We start from the raw sequence: 14,519 nt of genomic DNA, 5'->3' as shown, positions 1-14,519 counted from the left end.
ACATTCATCTTTTTTCATATGTAACTCCCTAAAGTCTGCATGTAATTACATATTACCCTTGTCTCCAGACTCGTTATTTCTTCCTTGCCCACCACTAATCAGTGTATACTTTTTTTACCAGAGAATTTGTTTTTACTGGTAATACCACTACCGATACCAAGACATGCTAAAACTGACATTAACCATACTCCTTTTTACCAGCGGCGCATATGCCGTGGTCTGCAGCATGATGTACGCTCTGCAGAGATCCTTGATCTATTTCCCTACCCCGGAAGTACAGACCGATGAGGCCCAGGCCTTTCGCCTGTTCAATGAGGGCCTGTCACTGAAAGTCTGGGCAACTGCCAAGACGAGCGACAAGGCACTTATTTATTTCGGTGGAAACAACGAAGACGTGAGCACCAACATCTCGAAATACAGAGATCTTTTCCCGAATCACACCGTTTATCTGCATAACTACAGGGGTTACGGCGGCAGTGAAGGCAAGCCGACTGAAGAAGGTTTGTTTGCAGACGCCCTGGCGCTTTACGATCATCTCGCCGAAAGGCACGGCTCCATCAATGTGATCGGCAGAAGCCTCGGCACCGGCGTGGCCGTCTATCTTGCCAGTGAGAGAAAGGTGGAGAACCTCGCCCTGGTTACTCCGTACGACTCAATTACCAATGTGGCAGCGGGCCAGTATCCCTACCTGCCGGTCAGGCGATTGCTGAAAGATCGCTTCGACTCCCATGCCCGCGCTGGTCTGCTTTCAGCGAACACCTTACTGTTGATCGCCGCCAAGGATGAACTCATCCCTACCGGACACAGCGAGAAACTCGCCGAAGCGCTCAACCCGGACCACACCAGGGTAATTACTATTGACGGAGTCGATCATAACTCTATCTGCGAATCCCCAAGTTACGACAGGGAGTTGTTCACCTTTTTCACCACAGGTGAAAAGCCCGAACCAGTTGATAGCTGATTGCTTACATGAACGCTTCCCACTCAGCAATTCAAGAAAGCCAGCAACAGGCCATTGACCAGCTTATCAAGGCTGAGCCGGTCTTTGGCAAGATTGTCGATCTCTACGGGCCACCTCCGCTTTGGCAACGTCCTAAGGGCTTTCCCTCCCTCATCCGCATCATCTTAGAACAACAGGTCAGTCTTGCTTCAGCCAAAGCCGCATTCGACAAGCTGCTTGCTGCCAGCGGTGAACTAACGCCACCCCGTTTTCTGGAATTTTCCGACGAAGAACTGAACACCATCGGTTTCAGCAGGCAAAAAACCAGCTATGGTCGCTATCTTGCCCAGGCTATAAATGACAATGATCTCGACCTTGAGGGATTAACCAGGCTCGATGACGACCAGGTTAGAGGAGAATTGACCAAAATCAAGGGAATAGGTATCTGGACGGCAAACATCTACCTGTTGATGGCCATGCAGCGCCCCGACGTCTGGCCAAAAGGCGATATCGCCCTGGCTACGGCGTACCAGCAACTCACAGCTATTGATGGCCGACCCGGCAACGATGAGATGGAGAAGTTCAGTGAGCCCTGGAAGCCATACCGTTCCGTCGCAGCAACACTGCTCTGGCATTACTACCTTTCCAGCCGAGGAGCTGCGCAATTGATATAATTGATCGTCTCTACAAAAAAGCAAGACCATCATTCATAGCCTCGCAGTACGACTGGTAAAACTGCCGATTACTTCTTAGCTTTTCTATATGCTGCTAGTGCTGCCAAACCGGAAGCAAAAAGTATCAGAGTTGCCGGTTCAGGTACGGGCTCCTTCCGAATAGCTTATCCCCGCAAATAAGGTAATCTGATAGTTTCCAGAAGTTGTTCCACCCCCAAACACTATCCCCTGCCCAGGCATCCCCTGGATAAAGATCAGTCTGTGTGTAAAGGATGAAGGACAGTCAAGGCCTAACGCACAATTTTTTTTAGCCAAAACAAACCACTACACATTAAAGAGTTAGAGACTGATCCAAGTTGAATAAAGGGGCCTCCAATGTTAATTATCCCATGAAATGAAGCTGTCCGGATGAGCAACCAAATAAATAGCCGATACTCGAAAGGGTTTCGTAATGGGCCCGTAAAACTTGCTGCTGGATAAGGCGATTCTGTTTACGAAACGTCGCGCCAACTCACATTGTCAAAATCCTTCGGTGTCTGCCATTGACGACCGTCCTTAAGGAGATGAATAATAAATGGGATTTTCTATAACATGGTGTGCAGTTCGCACAGCAAATGAGCAAAAGATACTGGAGACCTTCGAATTATCACCAACAGGCAAAACAGAAGAATTTCCCGAGTCCGCAGTATCAATGGCACAACTTGATACTGGCTGGCAGGTTATCTGGTGCAATCGATACAATAGCCCGTTAATCACTGAAAAAATATTGGCTGATATCTCCCATGACCACGATGTTTATCTCTGTCTTATCGAAGAGCATGTAATGGCCAGCTCAGCCCAATTCTGGTCGGGAGGTGAGCGTAAATGGCTGATCTCCCATCAAGGCGAAAATGGCCCGATGGGGATCTATACTGCCGGAGAGATACCGGAGTGTTTCACGGCAATAAAGCTCGAAATGGAGAAATTGCAACAGGCAGAGGGGGGCGATTCTGCCGTGGTCGATTATCTTTTCGAAGTTCCGCTCAAGGTAGCTCAAGTATTCGTAGACTTCAGGCATGATGAAGAATGCCCGCATATTTCCAACGGACAATTCACTGTTTTAACACACCCCACCATGCGCAAAGGCTTTTTGACCAGGTTATTTGGTAAGTAACTGGGGGCAAAATTGAATTTTAAACAGAGCTATTCACTCTTGCCCACATACCAGCAAGTGAGCAGTCATCTATACATCAAAAATCGATTTGAAGATAAAAAGTCTCAGCATCAAAGATATTAAGGTAGCTTTACAATCATCGGCCGAACTTGATGAAATCCTTTCCGACGAAGAATGGCTGAGATGCTTCGCCTTCAGTGAAAATGAGGGAAATGATACTGCTGTTGGTTTTTACGACAACGGTTCCGGCGATAATTTTGTAGTCGTTTTCGCAGGTAACTCAGCAGTTATAAAAGGTTTCGACCACGAGTCCCAGGTAAGCCCTTATGCAAGAGACGATCATGCTATCTGGCCCGGCATCTATGATAGCCTTCCCGATACTCTCTTTCAGCAACTCAAAAAAGCAGATCCAACCTACCAAGATGTAACCTTCTGCTTCTGGAAAACTGAAGCTGACCAGTCCTGGCAGCAAGGCCCTGTCATCTTCGCTAATGGCATAAATAATGGCTCGAAATGGCTGTTGGATGAAATCCCGGTTACCCCGGAAGAGTATATAAAATGGGCCAGGGACTATTATGAAGACGACTTTGATACAATTGATGAAAGCCTGGTTCATAAAATATACGCAACTAATAAATTCTTCTGAATAACAACGTTGTATTTCTCTCTTTTCATTACAATTCTGATAACCATCCAATTTAACAAGGCGAGCCAGGTGGGACGCTGATTACCACTAAGAGCTCAGAATCAAACCTCACTCCCTTCGCACAGAAATTAGCTTACCCCTCCAAAAAACTATAAAAAACCCTGGCAGATTTTCAAATTGACACCTTCTATCCACAGTGCTAAAGATAACAGTTCCTCAAATCAAAATTTGCCCCATAACATATCAATTTCACAACACTTTACTCCGGAGAATCTCATGATTTACACCAACGTCGAAACCATTCCCGGCAGGAGGATTGTCGAGCATTTCGGTATTGTGCAGGGCTCTACGGTAAGAGCAAAACATCTGGGCCGCGACCTTATGGCCAGCCTGAAAAACATTGTCGGCGGCGAACTGAAAGGCTATACCGAGCTGCTTCAGGATTCGCGTGAAGAAGCTACGCATCGCATGGGCGAGCAAGCCCGCCAGATGGGTGCCAACGCTGTGGTCAACATTCGCTTCGCCACTTCATCAGTAGCCCAGGGAGCCGCAGAACTCTTTGTTTACGGCACTGCTGTACGCGTCGAGTAATCACATTTATAAATCGTTGAACTACATGGTGCATGTATGGAAATCCTGTTACAACATGCTGATTTGGTACTTTTCTTCATTCTGCTGTGCCTCGGTTACGGTGTGGGAAGTTGGGCCGAGAGACGCCACTACACATCTATCACCAAACGTGAAAAGGAATTCGCACATCTGCCTGTGGTAACCGGCAAGGAAAGTTATATTATAGGGGAAGCTGAAAAGAGTACGTTGGTAACGGGATCGGTTGTGGTCTCAATCGACTACTTCAAAAGACTTCTGGCCATCCTGCGTAATATATTCGGGGGTAATGTCAAATCATACGAGTCCCTTATCGATCGGGCACGTAGGGAAGCAATCCTGCGCATGAAAGAAAAGGCGAAAGAAAAGGGCGCCGATATCATTATCAACCTGCGCCTTGAGACATCAGCCATCGGGCAGAGTGCCAATAAAAAACGACAGGTTGGCAGCGTTGAGGCGGTCGCCTATGGCACTGCCGTTTCGTTAATCAAGCAATGAAATTCACGCCAAAAGAAATAGAAGAAAACGTCAACGTTTCCAAAACCCACCCGCTGGTTGAGTTTTTCTGGCTGGCCGGTGGGCTGCTGCTTGTGGTGGGGATTGTCTTCCTTACCCTCGGCCTCCTCACCGACCTGGCCGTGTCCCGTACTTCACCCAAAATTGAGAACTGGCTTGGTACACATCTGTCCTTCGAAATGAAAGGCGAGGCTAATCCCGCTCTGCAACGAAGGTTCGATGACTTGCTCACCACCTTGCCCGAAGATTCACCGTTACGGGAATATGAATTCACTATTGATCTGGTCGACAGCGATATCGTCAACGCCTTTGCCATTCCCGGCGGCAAAATCGCTGTTTATCGAGGGCTTGTCGACCGCGTGGAATCTGAAAACGAATTGGCTATGGTGCTCTATCACGAGCTTGGCCACTTTGCACATCGTGACCATCTTCGCGGCCTGGGACGCGGACTCGGTCTGGCTGTAGGCTCCGCCCTGCTCTTCGGCAATGACAGCGGCGCCGCCGATCTGGTGGCAAAAACCCTGCTCAGCTTCCAGGCCAACTACACCCAGGATCAGGAAAGCGCCGCCGACGGCTTTGCCCTTGAACAACTGGCCAATCATTATGGTCATGTGGGCGGCGCAACCGTTTTTTTCGACCGACTGGCCAAAGAAAATTCCAACAAAACCAGTCATCTTAAATACCTTCTCGCCTCGCACCCGCATCCTCGGGACAGGATAGATGCCATAAACAATCTGATAAAAGAAAACGGTTATCCTGTTGAAGCAACGACTCAACTGGCCAAAGGCATCCTCTTAAAAGAAAACTTTCAATGACACACACGGCGATAACTGATCTACAGCCGTTCCTTGCTGCCAGTGAATATATTGACTGGCAGCATCCGGAAATCAAGAGCAAGGCCGCTCGACTTGCCTCCTGTTACTCCAGCAACCGGGATATCGCCCATGGATGTTATCTCTTTGTGCGGGATGAGATCAAACATTCAGGCGATTGGCAACTTAGCCCTACCACATGTAAAGCCTCTGAGGTGCTACGGTCATCCCACGGTTGGTGCTATGCCAAGAGCCATCTGCTGGTAGCCCTGCTCAGGGCAAACTCGATCCCGGCCGGGCTCTGCTACCAGCGTCTTACCATCGAGGGAGACGTGCCACCATTCTGTATCCACGGCTTGGTAGCTGTATATCTTGATGATTTTGGCTGGTACAGGATAGACCCCAGAGGGCATAAAGAGGGTGTTACAGCTGATTTTTGCCCTCCTGGAGAGAAACTTGCCTTCTCAATAATTTCCGAAGGCGAAGCAGATTTACCCGGCATATTTGCAGAGCCTGTAAAGAGTGTGATCGATTGCCTGCACAAATATCAAACCTATAAGGATTTTGCCCGGAACCTGCCCGACTCTGCCCCTTCAGAATGGAGTCCACAAGGTGTGGCAGAACTTCACAGTCATTAATTCGGAATCAGCCTCTCCATACCACGGATGAAATCATTTTTGCCGCCATGGGATGGATGCCGAATATAGAAAAGGTCATCTTCTGGCGATAAAGTTCGTATCGCCCCCTCACCCTTGCGGCCGATGCCCGCGACTCTGTCTGGCTTGAAAAGAGTAATCAACTCTTGAAGATATTCCAGACCAATCGTTAACTCTTCCCTGCTTGGAGCGCGGTTGGAATTTGGGTCGCCCGCCTTGAACGGGTGAAAAGGAAAGGAATTCCAGCAAAGCGGAACTGTTTTCCTGCTCTGCAGGAAGTCCCAGACAATTGTGGCGCTGTTTTCCGACTCAAGTTTTTCAAATACCAGTTCAGACCTGATTGCTAAAAAAAATGGGTGGACAGAGTTGATTATCTGCTCACTGGAGGTAAACGGAATACCCGTAATCCTGCAGCCTTTATAGCCCGGCGCCTCACCTACCAGCAGCACTCGTTCAACCGAATAGTCCATTATGCTATTCAGATAGATCCGCAAATTGTTGAGCAGATGCTTTTTGCGATAGGGGTTATATACCCGGTCACTGTTTTTACCCCTTCGCAAGCGGCTCAAAAAACTCTCAATATCCGTCATCTCACCGACACGCAATGTTATTTCAAGGTTGTGAACAACTCCTGCTGCTGTGCATCATCTCCAACACAATAGCCTGTTTTCCGCCGTGGTGCCGTATCTACCAGGGGCTGAAATTACAAATACGCCAACCTGTCGAGTGCTTATTATATCAATATTTTCTATTGAGTTTGCTTGGCCATGTAGAGTAGTAATGAAAATTCAGTCGTCATTCCGAAGTATACTCGCATCATTCACCCACCGTCCCAGACGCTCCCAGAGGATTCCATGGATTTTGCTTTGCAAATGTGGGGAGGGCTATTTTACCTCTCGAATAAAGTCTTTTTTGCCCTCGCCGAAGGCAAAGACCCGGTCCGTAAGCGGCAACTCAAAATTATCGGCTGGTCGGTCTACATCCTTGGAGTTCCCGCCTGGATCATTATTCTGCTGGCAAAACAGAACTGGATCGCAGCCTCCCTTGAACTGGGTGGGGTGCCCGCCATGTTTCTCGGGCTGTATTGTGTCTGGAGTAAATGCCGGAATGCCCCGGTTCTCTTTGATCGGTTCGCAGCCTTTTCCACCTATTTTTTCTTAATTTTTGGTACCTGTTATAGCATTTACGACTACGGTGGGCTCACCTCGCTCTCCCAGTTCCTGGAAATAATTGCCGCCACCGGGTTTCTGTTGGGGAGTTACCTGCTCGCTAAAAACAAGCTCACCGGCTGGATCTTTTTCATGCTTATGAATAGCAGCATGGCCGCCTTAATGCTCGTAAACGCCAAGTATATTCTCGCTGCACAGCAAGGGGTGTCGCTCTGTGTTGTTATTTATGGCTTTGTTACCGCAATCACGGCCCGTGATCGAATAGCTGCCACAACTTGAAAACAGGTACACAATACTAACGACAAGCTGAAATAATCGTAACCGGACGTGATTATATTACGTTCACAGGAACAATCATCAACCACCAACTTTAACAGATTACTCGAATACGAGTTTGAAATACTAAAGGAAACTGATGCAGGCAAAAGGCAATATCCCGTATCTTAGCCGGCTCAACAGAAACCGGACTACATCGCTTGAACAAAACACGGCAAAACTATAATTCAAAAGAGATAGTATCGATGTTTTCACGGAAAATTAATGGCGACACCTTGCGAATGTGCCTGGCAATCCCCCAATATGGTGACGAGCTCTATCGGCTCATAGACAGGAACCGGGACCATCTTGGCCAATGGTTGCCGTGGCTCGACGAAACTCAGAGCCCCGCTGACACCAAAACCTTTATCTCAGCTGAGTTAATGAAGTTTGCTCGGGGTGAAGCCTTATACACTCTTCTTTTGGTACATGAGCGGATTGGAGGAACTTTAGCCTTTAAATCCATCGACAGCCAGACCGGAACCGCTGTTATTGGTTACTGGCTGGCAGAAGAGTTCACCGGCCTTGGCATAATGAGTAAATCTGTGACTGAAATTATACAACTCGGCAAAGAGTATTATGATTTAAAGACCTGCCGCATCAGTTGTGCCGTAGAAAATATCAAAAGCCGTGCCATACCTGAACGTCTTGGTTTTCATGAAAAAGAGACTCTCGCCAATGCCGAATGCGTGAACGGACGATGGCTCGACCATATAGTCTATGAGCTGAATCTGTAAGGTCTGTGTCTGAAAAGTATGTTTAACAAGCACCGGTCTTTTACATATGCGGGCGATTCCAGCTCCACTCCATTTTCAGCCCGTTGCTTCATAATCAATTTGAGATCCACATTGACCAGACCGGCATCTTCAGGGATGCGCATATAAACCGCCACGCAATCATCTCAGGCTTTCAACAAAAGCAGCGCAACTCCTCCCAAGACAGTCACCATCAGATAATTACGGCATCTTTCTACCAATTGCCCTGTCTGCGATCCTTCAGAGATATTACGGCTTAAAGTCCTTGTAAGCCAATCCGATAACACGACGTAGCTGCAATCAAATATGAATCCGACAATGACTAAAAGTAGTCCCAGCACCATAAACTGTGTAAAAAGTGAACCAGTTGCAGGGGAAACAAATTGGGGAAGCAGCATACTGCAGAACAAAACCGCCTTGGGATTGAGCAGACTGGTTAGAAAGCCGCGCCACATATCTGAGCCATGCCTGAAATCTGGCGAGTCCGGTTGTCGAAGTCCCACAGGAGCCCGGGCAATTTTCCAGGCCCAATTCAGCAGATAGACAGCACCAAGTATACGAACCACCATTTGCAGGCCGGGATAACTGGTAAACAGCACGGCAAGCCCTGCACCCGAGCCAAGTACATGAATTGCCCGGCCAACGGCAAATCCTTTAACGGTGCGGAAACCAGCCATCTTGCCTCTACTGGCAGAAACGGCCAGCACAAGCGCCATGTCAGGCCCAGGAGTCACATACGCCACAATCAAGGCGCCTAAATAAAGTGGTAACAGAGTGAGTTCGATCATGAGCATCCCTTCTTTTCTTTCATCTGAATTTTCAACAATTATACAGCAGATAACTCGAAATATTTTTGCTATCTCATGCCGACATCGACTATCATCGAGCAAGAAATAGCAAAAGGAGGTGCTTTTTGAGAAAGAATAATTCAGACATCAATTTAGATGAGACAGATCTATCGTTGCTTGAACTGGTCCAACAGGACGGTAGGATATCCAACACCAAAGTAGCGGAGAAGTTGTCACTCAGTGAAGCGCCATGCTGGAGACGTCGAAAGCGTCTTGAAGAGGCAGGCATAATTGTGAATTACCAGGCCAACCTGAACCGTGAACTTCTCGGCTTTGGAGTTATGGCGCTGGTGCAGATAAGCTTTGCTGACCCCACAGATGAGGCGCCGGTTCTGTTCGAAGAGAAAATCCAGGAGATTCCAGAAATCCTTTCCTGCTACAATGTCACCGGTGAGACAGATTATCTGCTGCAGGTCGTAGCGAGAGATCTGGCCTCCTATGAACTGTTTTTGCGGACCGTTCTGCGCAAACTGCCCGGGGTAAGGTCAATCCAGACAAGTATCTCGCTCCGGGAGGTAAAAAACTCCTCACGGTTGCCGGTGCAGAATTTGAGGGGTGAGAAATAGAAAATTAAATTCATTAGTGATTGCTGGGACAATGCCGTGGCAGAATCCTTCTTTGCTTCTCTGAAAACACAGCTGACTCATCACGTGAAATTTCGTGACAAACTTGAGGCTGAGCATTCACTGTTCACCAATATAGAGGTCTACTATAATCGTCAGAGAAAGCACTCTACGAACAGGTACAAAGCACCAGCCCTTTTGGAGCAGGAGTGATGGAGCAGGATGAAAACGGTTTAACTACGGTTCCACTTTATTGTTGCAAGATCACATTGCATCCTCCTTCTTCTTGGAAAAAACAGGATGTTGATGACCTTATTGTATCATATCTCAGGTCACGATTTTATTACGTATATACAGGAATAAGGTCAACCTGCCGAATTCGCTGGCCCCACCGGTCTTATCAAGAAAAATCTTCAGTTGTTCTATCTGCCAACTCCATCAGATTACCGATGAAAATCTTCAATCTCGCCATGCAAAACTCTGCCGTGGAATATTCCATCATGCCTAACAAGGGCGAGATCATTTCCTTTGCTGTCAGCCATCGAAGAGAAACAGAAAAGCCAAGAAAATATGTGAATTTTCCTGGCTAACTAAATAGCTACTGGCTTTAGCTTTTGACCCTATTCAGGTGTAAAAAAACCGTCACTGAGTGTTTTCATGAACTGAACAAGGGCTCCTTCATCATCTGGGCTTAATCCAAGATTCCCTAACTCACTGGTATTAATAGTCGCCGGATACTCAGGATCTTTCCACGTCCCTACATCCCTAGTATTATAAAAGTTAACAATCTCGTCCAATTCATCAAAAAAACCATTATGTGCATAAGGGCCAGATTCTTTAAGGCCTCGTAATGGCATCACTTTAAACTTGCCATAGTCATCTGGATCAGTAGTAACAACGCCTAATCCAAGATCTGGCGGATTCTTAGCCAATAACCTGTTTTTGCTCTTTGGCACTCCCAAATTATCATATGTAAAATCTGAGAAAAGAGGCGGGATAAATCCATCAGCCCAATCAGGTACCACCACCTTATTCGAATCATCAGTGGGCTGAGTCCATTCAGCAATGTGACAGGCTGAGCACATGGCCCCCTCCCCTGGATCTAAGAAGCCGTCGTTGTTGTTTTCCCCCATAAAGAGTATGAAACCTCTTAATTCATTTTGGGTGAAGATCCCTTCTGCTATCGCTAATGCATCAGGGGTGCTTCCCGTGGCACAAGCAGCCCGGATCTCGTCGTTAACAGGAGCCAAAGCTTCCAGGCATTGCTCAAGATAGTAGTCGTACTTGGAGGTGAATTGGCCGAAGATCACTGTTCGCTCAAAGGCCGCAATTGACAGCGCCACCTGATCGTAGGCTGCCTCCGTATCATCCAGACTACCTGGTCCCCAAACTTGCTCAAAAAGCGCAGCATACTCTGAAACTTTAATATCATCGATGACATGCTGTTTGGAGGGATTAGCCATCTCAACTGGATTCAAAAAAGGACCTAGGGCTTGGTCAGCTAAGGGGTCACCCAAGACCTCGCCAGTTGCTCTTCCGTCCCAGAATGCACCGCCTACATACAACTCGCCGTCATAGTGAAAAATGGGCGAATACATTGCGTAGGCTGAGATTGGTGAGTTTCGACCTCCAAATTCTCCAGGTATGACCCCTTCAGAAACTGGGAATTCCTCGTCTGGCTCATCAAAACCTGTCCTTGGAAGATGACAGCTTGCACAAGACTGTCCGGCGGGTTCAGAGAGATTTTCATCAAAATACAGGAACTCGCCAAGCTCCTCCATGGGCGTTTGGGCATTTGCAGCACCAGCCCCAAGACCGATAAAAAATGAACAAATAGTGAATAATGTGATTCCTTTCCGTTTGTTAGTCATTTCCATTGCACCTCCTCTTCAATTGACTTGTGTTGAGCTGATCGCTGCTTCCAAGAGTTCTATAGCTCTCTCATTTATAACACCCGCCCCACCGCCTGGCTCGACCGGCCCGATGCAGATGGCCAAACTTGCCAAAGACTTCTATTGACTCAGATCGTTGCAAGGCGGTGGTTCTTTCGATCTTGCTATATTCCCAAACGCTCTGAGCTGCTCATCCGGATTTATGGTTCAGATATCTTTCTGGTTAAACACCGTCTGACCAATTGTTCATTACGAGGTGACCCTCTGTCGAGCAGGAATCATCCCAGGATATGTAAGTTTTTATGACGGTTCAGGCTCTGTCTCATATCGATTTTGAGTAATTTTAGTATATGCCAAGCGCTGACGACCGGTCAAGAGAGGCGAGCTGGAGACTGCTACAACACTACTACTTTCTTCCTCCAGCCATGTCTTTCAGTGACCTTTCTCTGGATTTTTGCGAAGAAGGAGTCCCCTGCCAAAGCCACTGCCATAAAGTAAGATTCGGGCAAGGTCTACAATCTGGCTGATACCTAAAAGATTTCGTGGTAAATATTCATTCCGTATTCTGCTACATTCTCCACACTTTTGGCCTGGGATACATCCCTGTATGCAGCAATCGACTCCTCATTTACTTCTCGCTGCCTTCCTGGCGCTTGCCACGGCCATGAGGTCATCCTGGCCACCGCAGCCACTCAATACACTGCTGAGTTTGTCTCTGTTGAACAGATTGTATTTATCCAATACCTCTTCTGTCCCCTCATTATGCTGCCGTTTATGCTCAGAAGATTTACCCGCCTTGGGCATAATGAGTAGATCCGTGACAAAGCTTATACAACAAAGAGTATTATGATTAAAAAATCAGCGGCATCAGTTGTATCGTAGAAAATGTCAAAAGCCGTACCATACCTGAGGGCCTTGGTTAGCATGAAAAAGAGACTCTCGCCAATGCCGAATGCGTGAACGGAGGATGGCTCGACCATATCGCCTATGAGCTGAATCTGTAAAATTTTTTCCAAGATCATATGCTACAAACACCAGCCTTGAAATACCACGTCTAGTTCATCTCCTCTTTCGCACACAAGCACAGAGCCAGGCTGTGTCCAGCAAAATCAGTTAATTAGCATATTCAAGAAGCTTATACGCAAACTTCCCCCGTTTTTGCCATTCGCTTCTTAAATTATCTTTATAGATTTTTCCGATTTTTAAATCCCCGGCTATCAGATGTAACTATTTGACCCTCTCCGCTTTTACGACCATAGTATTTTCCACTCTTAGAAGCTTTTGGCTGATCATGTCGCCAGTAATTGTCGTTAATTAAATCAGGAGAACTCATGGCAGGTTATAGATTTTTTGCACCCCTCATCACCACTATAGCGCTCACGTTGGTGACAGCGTCTCTGGTCAATGCGAACCAAAACACCAAAGAATTCAAGTTCACTGCCATCCCCGATCAGGATACAACCCGTCTTGAACAGCGTTTTGGTAAGGTAGCTCAATATTTGAGCGATCAACTCGGCTTTACCGTTACCTATGTACCGGTCAAATCCTATTCATCTTCGGTGCAGGCTTTTAAAAACAATGAAGTGCAGATGGCCTGGTTTGGCGGGCTTTCGGGAGTACAGGCACGGCTTGCTGTACCCGGCTCCAAGGCTATTGCCCAGGGTGAAGAAGACGAGCATTTCGTCTCGTACTTCATCGCTCATAGCTCCACTGGATTGAACGGTGGGGATAAGCTCCCTAAAGAAATTTCCGGAATGACCTTCACTTTCGGTTCCAAAGGCTCCACCTCCGGCAGGCTGATGCCCGAGTATTATCTCCGTAAAGAGTTCAACCAGGCCCCTGACGCCCTCTTCAGCAAAGTTGGCTTCAGCGGTGACCACTCCAAGACCATTGCCCTTGTTCAGTCCGGCAGTTATCAACTCGGGGCTGTGAATTATAAAGTGTGGGAGAGAGAGCTTGAGGCGGGTACTATTGATAGCAGCAAGGTTTCCGTTATCTGGAAGACCCCTGAATACCCGGACTATAACTGGACCGTGCGCGGTGATGTGGATTCCATCTACGGGGCCGGGACAATAGAAAAGATCCAGAAAGCGCTGGTGGAAATAACCGACCAGGAACTGCTTGACGCCTTTCCCCGCAAAAGCTTCATTCCTGCCGATAACGGGATGTATCAACCCATACTCGAAACCGGCAAAGAAATTGGCATCTTCCGCTAAAAAAACTGGAAAGCCTGGTCCTCAACAGGACCAGGTAAAACAGCTGCATAGAGTTCCTGATGACCGCTTTTATGGATTCATACCGCTCCCCTTCAAAACCTCTCCAGACGCTCATTGAGCTACAAAGTGAAGATATCAGCTATGGTGATGTCGTGGCTCTTAAAAATATCACTATCGGCATCAGCCAAGGGGAAAAGGTTGCCTTAATAGGCAGAAGCGGCGCAGGCAAAACCACGCTCCTGAAGCGGTTATATCTTACCAACCCCCGATTATGCGCCTTTATTCACCAACACAAGGCATTGGTACCGCAGTTATCTGTTTTTCATAATATTTATATGGGAAAACTTGATCAGCACCCGGTACTGGACAATATCCGCAACCTCCTGTCCCCTGCTCAAAAATACAAATCGGCCATTGAGCCAATCGCTTGTCAACTTGGCCTTGCCGACAAGCTGTTCGCAAGAGTAGGTGAACTGTCAGGCGGCCAGCAGCAACGTGTCGGTATCGGCCGGGCATTGTATAGAAACTGCCCCATCCTTATGGCCGATGAACCGGTCTCATCACTCGACGAACTTCAGCGAGAAGAAATCATGGCCGCCATTGTCGACTCAGGTAAAACGGTCATTACAACCCTGCACTCGGTGGAGTTGGCCAAACGATATTTTCAGCGTGTGATTGGGATTAAAGACCGCTCCATCCTGTTCGATATGACTGTAAGCCAACTCACCGACAGACAACTGGCTGAGTTGTACAGTTAA

20 protein-coding genes and 1 pseudogene are annotated in these 14,519 nt (G+C 47.5%); 15 read left to right on the top strand and 6 right to left on the bottom strand.

The window, feature by feature from the left end; all coding sequences use genetic code 11:
* Positions 1 to 163: 163 nt before the first annotated feature.
* Positions 164 to 961 (top strand): alpha/beta hydrolase, encoded by a 798-nt coding sequence (locus ACN5NT_RS14785; RefSeq protein ID WP_419175933.1) that lies wholly within the window; start codon positions 164 to 166, stop codon positions 959 to 961.
* Between the two features lie 8 nt (positions 962 to 969).
* Positions 970 to 1,614 carry a DNA-3-methyladenine glycosylase family protein gene (locus ACN5NT_RS14780; protein WP_419175932.1) on the top strand — a complete coding sequence of 215 codons (645 nt, stop codon included), beginning with the start codon at positions 970 to 972 and terminating at the stop codon, positions 1,612 to 1,614.
* A 68-nt stretch (positions 1,615 to 1,682) separates the two neighbouring features.
* On the opposite strand, the gene ACN5NT_RS14775 is transcribed toward ACN5NT_RS14780, so the two are convergent.
* On the bottom strand, positions 1,683 to 1,775 hold the full coding sequence (locus tag ACN5NT_RS14775; protein ID WP_136797450.1) for a PEP-CTERM sorting domain-containing protein: 93 nt from the start codon (positions 1,773 to 1,775) through the stop codon (positions 1,683 to 1,685).
* Between the two features lie 413 nt (positions 1,776 to 2,188).
* Between ACN5NT_RS14775 and ACN5NT_RS14770 the strand changes: the two genes are divergently transcribed.
* The 6 genes from ACN5NT_RS14770 (at position 2,189) to ACN5NT_RS14745 (ending at position 5,985) form a co-directional block, all read left to right on the top strand.
* Positions 2,189 to 2,767 carry a hypothetical protein gene (locus ACN5NT_RS14770; RefSeq protein WP_419175931.1) on the top strand — a complete coding sequence of 193 codons (579 nt, stop codon included), beginning with the start codon at positions 2,189 to 2,191 and terminating at the stop codon, positions 2,765 to 2,767.
* Positions 2,768 to 2,855: 88 nt separating this feature from the next.
* On the top strand, positions 2,856 to 3,413 hold the full coding sequence (locus ACN5NT_RS14765) for a hypothetical protein (protein ID WP_419175930.1): 558 nt from the start codon (positions 2,856 to 2,858) through the stop codon (positions 3,411 to 3,413).
* 276 nt (positions 3,414 to 3,689) lie between these two features.
* A complete protein-coding gene (locus tag ACN5NT_RS14760) occupies positions 3,690 to 4,004 on the top strand; it encodes a YbjQ family protein (RefSeq protein WP_136797320.1) in 315 nt (104 codons plus the stop codon).
* 36 nt (positions 4,005 to 4,040) lie between these two features.
* Positions 4,041 to 4,517 carry a YbjQ family protein gene (locus ACN5NT_RS14755; RefSeq protein ID WP_419175929.1) on the top strand — a complete coding sequence of 159 codons (477 nt, stop codon included), beginning with the start codon at positions 4,041 to 4,043 and terminating at the stop codon, positions 4,515 to 4,517.
* Positions 4,514 to 5,350 carry a M48 family metallopeptidase gene (locus tag ACN5NT_RS14750; RefSeq protein ID WP_419175928.1) on the top strand — a complete coding sequence of 279 codons (837 nt, stop codon included), beginning with the start codon at positions 4,514 to 4,516 and terminating at the stop codon, positions 5,348 to 5,350. The genes ACN5NT_RS14755 and ACN5NT_RS14750 overlap by 4 nt, the downstream gene beginning before the upstream one ends.
* Entirely contained in the window at positions 5,347 to 5,985 is a 639-nt protein-coding gene (locus tag ACN5NT_RS14745) for a transglutaminase-like domain-containing protein (protein ID WP_419175927.1), read from the top strand. Before ACN5NT_RS14750 ends, ACN5NT_RS14745 begins: the two co-directional genes overlap by 4 nt.
* On the opposite strand, the gene ACN5NT_RS14740 is transcribed toward ACN5NT_RS14745, so the two are convergent.
* On the bottom strand, positions 5,982 to 6,593 hold the full coding sequence (locus tag ACN5NT_RS14740; protein ID WP_419175926.1) for a uracil-DNA glycosylase: 612 nt from the start codon (positions 6,591 to 6,593) through the stop codon (positions 5,982 to 5,984). The genes ACN5NT_RS14745 and ACN5NT_RS14740 overlap by 4 nt on opposite strands.
* A 264-nt stretch (positions 6,594 to 6,857) precedes the next feature.
* Here ACN5NT_RS14740 and ACN5NT_RS14735 point away from each other — a divergent pair, with 264 nt between their 5' ends.
* Positions 6,858 to 7,451 (top strand): nicotinamide mononucleotide transporter, encoded by a 594-nt coding sequence (locus ACN5NT_RS14735; protein WP_419175925.1) that lies wholly within the window; start codon positions 6,858 to 6,860, stop codon positions 7,449 to 7,451.
* A 242-nt stretch (positions 7,452 to 7,693) separates the two neighbouring features.
* Positions 7,694 to 8,224 (top strand): GNAT family N-acetyltransferase, encoded by a 531-nt coding sequence (locus ACN5NT_RS14730; RefSeq protein WP_419175924.1) that lies wholly within the window; start codon positions 7,694 to 7,696, stop codon positions 8,222 to 8,224.
* Positions 8,225 to 8,388: 164 nt separating this feature from the next.
* On the opposite strand, the gene ACN5NT_RS14725 is transcribed toward ACN5NT_RS14730, so the two are convergent.
* Positions 8,389 to 9,030: a LysE family translocator gene (locus ACN5NT_RS14725; RefSeq protein WP_419175923.1), complete on the bottom strand. Its 642-nt coding sequence runs from the start codon at positions 9,028 to 9,030 to the stop codon at positions 8,389 to 8,391.
* Between the two features lie 125 nt (positions 9,031 to 9,155).
* Here ACN5NT_RS14725 and ACN5NT_RS14720 point away from each other — a divergent pair, with 125 nt between their 5' ends.
* The 3 genes and pseudogenes from ACN5NT_RS14720 (at position 9,156) to ACN5NT_RS14710 (ending at position 10,243) form a co-directional block, all read left to right on the top strand.
* Positions 9,156 to 9,656: an Lrp/AsnC family transcriptional regulator gene (locus tag ACN5NT_RS14720; protein ID WP_419175922.1), complete on the top strand. Its 501-nt coding sequence runs from the start codon at positions 9,156 to 9,158 to the stop codon at positions 9,654 to 9,656.
* 18 nt (positions 9,657 to 9,674) lie between these two features.
* Positions 9,675 to 9,866 (top strand): annotated as a pseudogene (locus tag ACN5NT_RS14715) (integrase core domain-containing protein); the annotation flags it as partial.
* Positions 9,866 to 10,243 (top strand): hypothetical protein, encoded by a 378-nt coding sequence (locus ACN5NT_RS14710; RefSeq protein WP_419175921.1) that lies wholly within the window; start codon positions 9,866 to 9,868, stop codon positions 10,241 to 10,243. The pseudogene ACN5NT_RS14715 and the gene ACN5NT_RS14710, both read left to right, overlap by 1 nt.
* Before the next feature lie 30 nt (positions 10,244 to 10,273).
* Here ACN5NT_RS14710 and ACN5NT_RS14705 read toward each other — a convergent pair whose 3' ends face one another.
* The 3 genes from ACN5NT_RS14705 to ACN5NT_RS14695 form a co-directional block, all read right to left on the bottom strand.
* Entirely contained in the window at positions 10,274 to 11,530 is a 1,257-nt protein-coding gene (locus ACN5NT_RS14705; protein WP_419175920.1) for a cytochrome-c peroxidase, read from the bottom strand.
* A gap of 639 nt (positions 11,531 to 12,169) precedes the next feature.
* Positions 12,170 to 12,349, bottom strand: coding sequence for a hypothetical protein (locus tag ACN5NT_RS14700; RefSeq protein WP_419175919.1), 180 nt, complete (start codon positions 12,347 to 12,349; stop codon positions 12,170 to 12,172).
* 23 nt (positions 12,350 to 12,372) lie between these two features.
* On the bottom strand, positions 12,373 to 12,561 hold the full coding sequence (locus ACN5NT_RS14695) for a hypothetical protein (protein ID WP_419175918.1): 189 nt from the start codon (positions 12,559 to 12,561) through the stop codon (positions 12,373 to 12,375).
* 315 nt (positions 12,562 to 12,876) lie between these two features.
* Here ACN5NT_RS14695 and ACN5NT_RS14690 point away from each other — a divergent pair, with 315 nt between their 5' ends.
* Positions 12,877 to 13,761 carry a putative selenate ABC transporter substrate-binding protein gene (locus ACN5NT_RS14690; RefSeq protein WP_136797339.1) on the top strand — a complete coding sequence of 295 codons (885 nt, stop codon included), beginning with the start codon at positions 12,877 to 12,879 and terminating at the stop codon, positions 13,759 to 13,761.
* 59 nt (positions 13,762 to 13,820) lie between these two features.
* The gene (locus ACN5NT_RS14685; protein WP_419175917.1) at positions 13,821 to 14,519 is read left to right on the top strand and encodes a phosphonate ABC transporter ATP-binding protein; all 699 of its coding nucleotides are present in this window, start codon (positions 13,821 to 13,823) and stop codon (positions 14,517 to 14,519) included.

It is taken from the genome of Desulfosediminicola sp. (genome assembly GCF_048381775.1).
GTDB lineage: Bacteria > Desulfobacterota > Desulfobulbia > Desulfobulbales > Desulfocapsaceae > Desulfopila > Desulfopila ganghwensis.
The sequence above is the reverse complement of the archived record's forward strand: the minus strand, read 5'-3'. Positions and strand labels throughout refer to the sequence as shown.

Bases quoted from the DNA above. Each gene is read 5' to 3' on its own strand.
- ACN5NT_RS14770 (WP_419175931.1), top strand. From the start codon at position 2,189: ATGGGATTTTCTATAACATGGTGTGCAGTTCGCACAGCAAATGAGCAA.
- ACN5NT_RS14705 (WP_419175920.1), bottom strand. From the start codon at position 11,530: ATGGAAATGACTAACAAACGGAAAGGAATCACATTATTCACTATTTGT.
- ACN5NT_RS14690 (WP_136797339.1), top strand. From the start codon at position 12,877: ATGGCAGGTTATAGATTTTTTGCACCCCTCATCACCACTATAGCGCTC.
- ACN5NT_RS14780 (WP_419175932.1), top strand. From the start codon at position 970: ATGAACGCTTCCCACTCAGCAATTCAAGAAAGCCAGCAACAGGCCATT.
- ACN5NT_RS14735 (WP_419175925.1), top strand. From the start codon at position 6,858: ATGGATTTTGCTTTGCAAATGTGGGGAGGGCTATTTTACCTCTCGAAT.
- ACN5NT_RS14785 (WP_419175933.1), top strand. From the start codon at position 164: ATGCTAAAACTGACATTAACCATACTCCTTTTTACCAGCGGCGCATAT.
- ACN5NT_RS14685 (WP_419175917.1), top strand. From the start codon at position 13,821: ATGACCGCTTTTATGGATTCATACCGCTCCCCTTCAAAACCTCTCCAG.
- ACN5NT_RS14750 (WP_419175928.1), top strand. From the start codon at position 4,514: ATGAAATTCACGCCAAAAGAAATAGAAGAAAACGTCAACGTTTCCAAA.
- ACN5NT_RS14745 (WP_419175927.1), top strand. From the start codon at position 5,347: ATGACACACACGGCGATAACTGATCTACAGCCGTTCCTTGCTGCCAGT.
- ACN5NT_RS14700 (WP_419175919.1), bottom strand. From the start codon at position 12,349: ATGCCCAAGGCGGGTAAATCTTCTGAGCATAAACGGCAGCATAATGAG.
- ACN5NT_RS14725 (WP_419175923.1), bottom strand. From the start codon at position 9,030: ATGATCGAACTCACTCTGTTACCACTTTATTTAGGCGCCTTGATTGTG.
- ACN5NT_RS14730 (WP_419175924.1), top strand. From the start codon at position 7,694: ATGTTTTCACGGAAAATTAATGGCGACACCTTGCGAATGTGCCTGGCA.
- ACN5NT_RS14710 (WP_419175921.1), top strand. From the start codon at position 9,866: ATGGAGCAGGATGAAAACGGTTTAACTACGGTTCCACTTTATTGTTGC.
- ACN5NT_RS14755 (WP_419175929.1), top strand. From the start codon at position 4,041: ATGGAAATCCTGTTACAACATGCTGATTTGGTACTTTTCTTCATTCTG.
- ACN5NT_RS14760 (WP_136797320.1), top strand. From the start codon at position 3,690: ATGATTTACACCAACGTCGAAACCATTCCCGGCAGGAGGATTGTCGAG.
- ACN5NT_RS14740 (WP_419175926.1), bottom strand. From the start codon at position 6,593: ATGACGGATATTGAGAGTTTTTTGAGCCGCTTGCGAAGGGGTAAAAAC.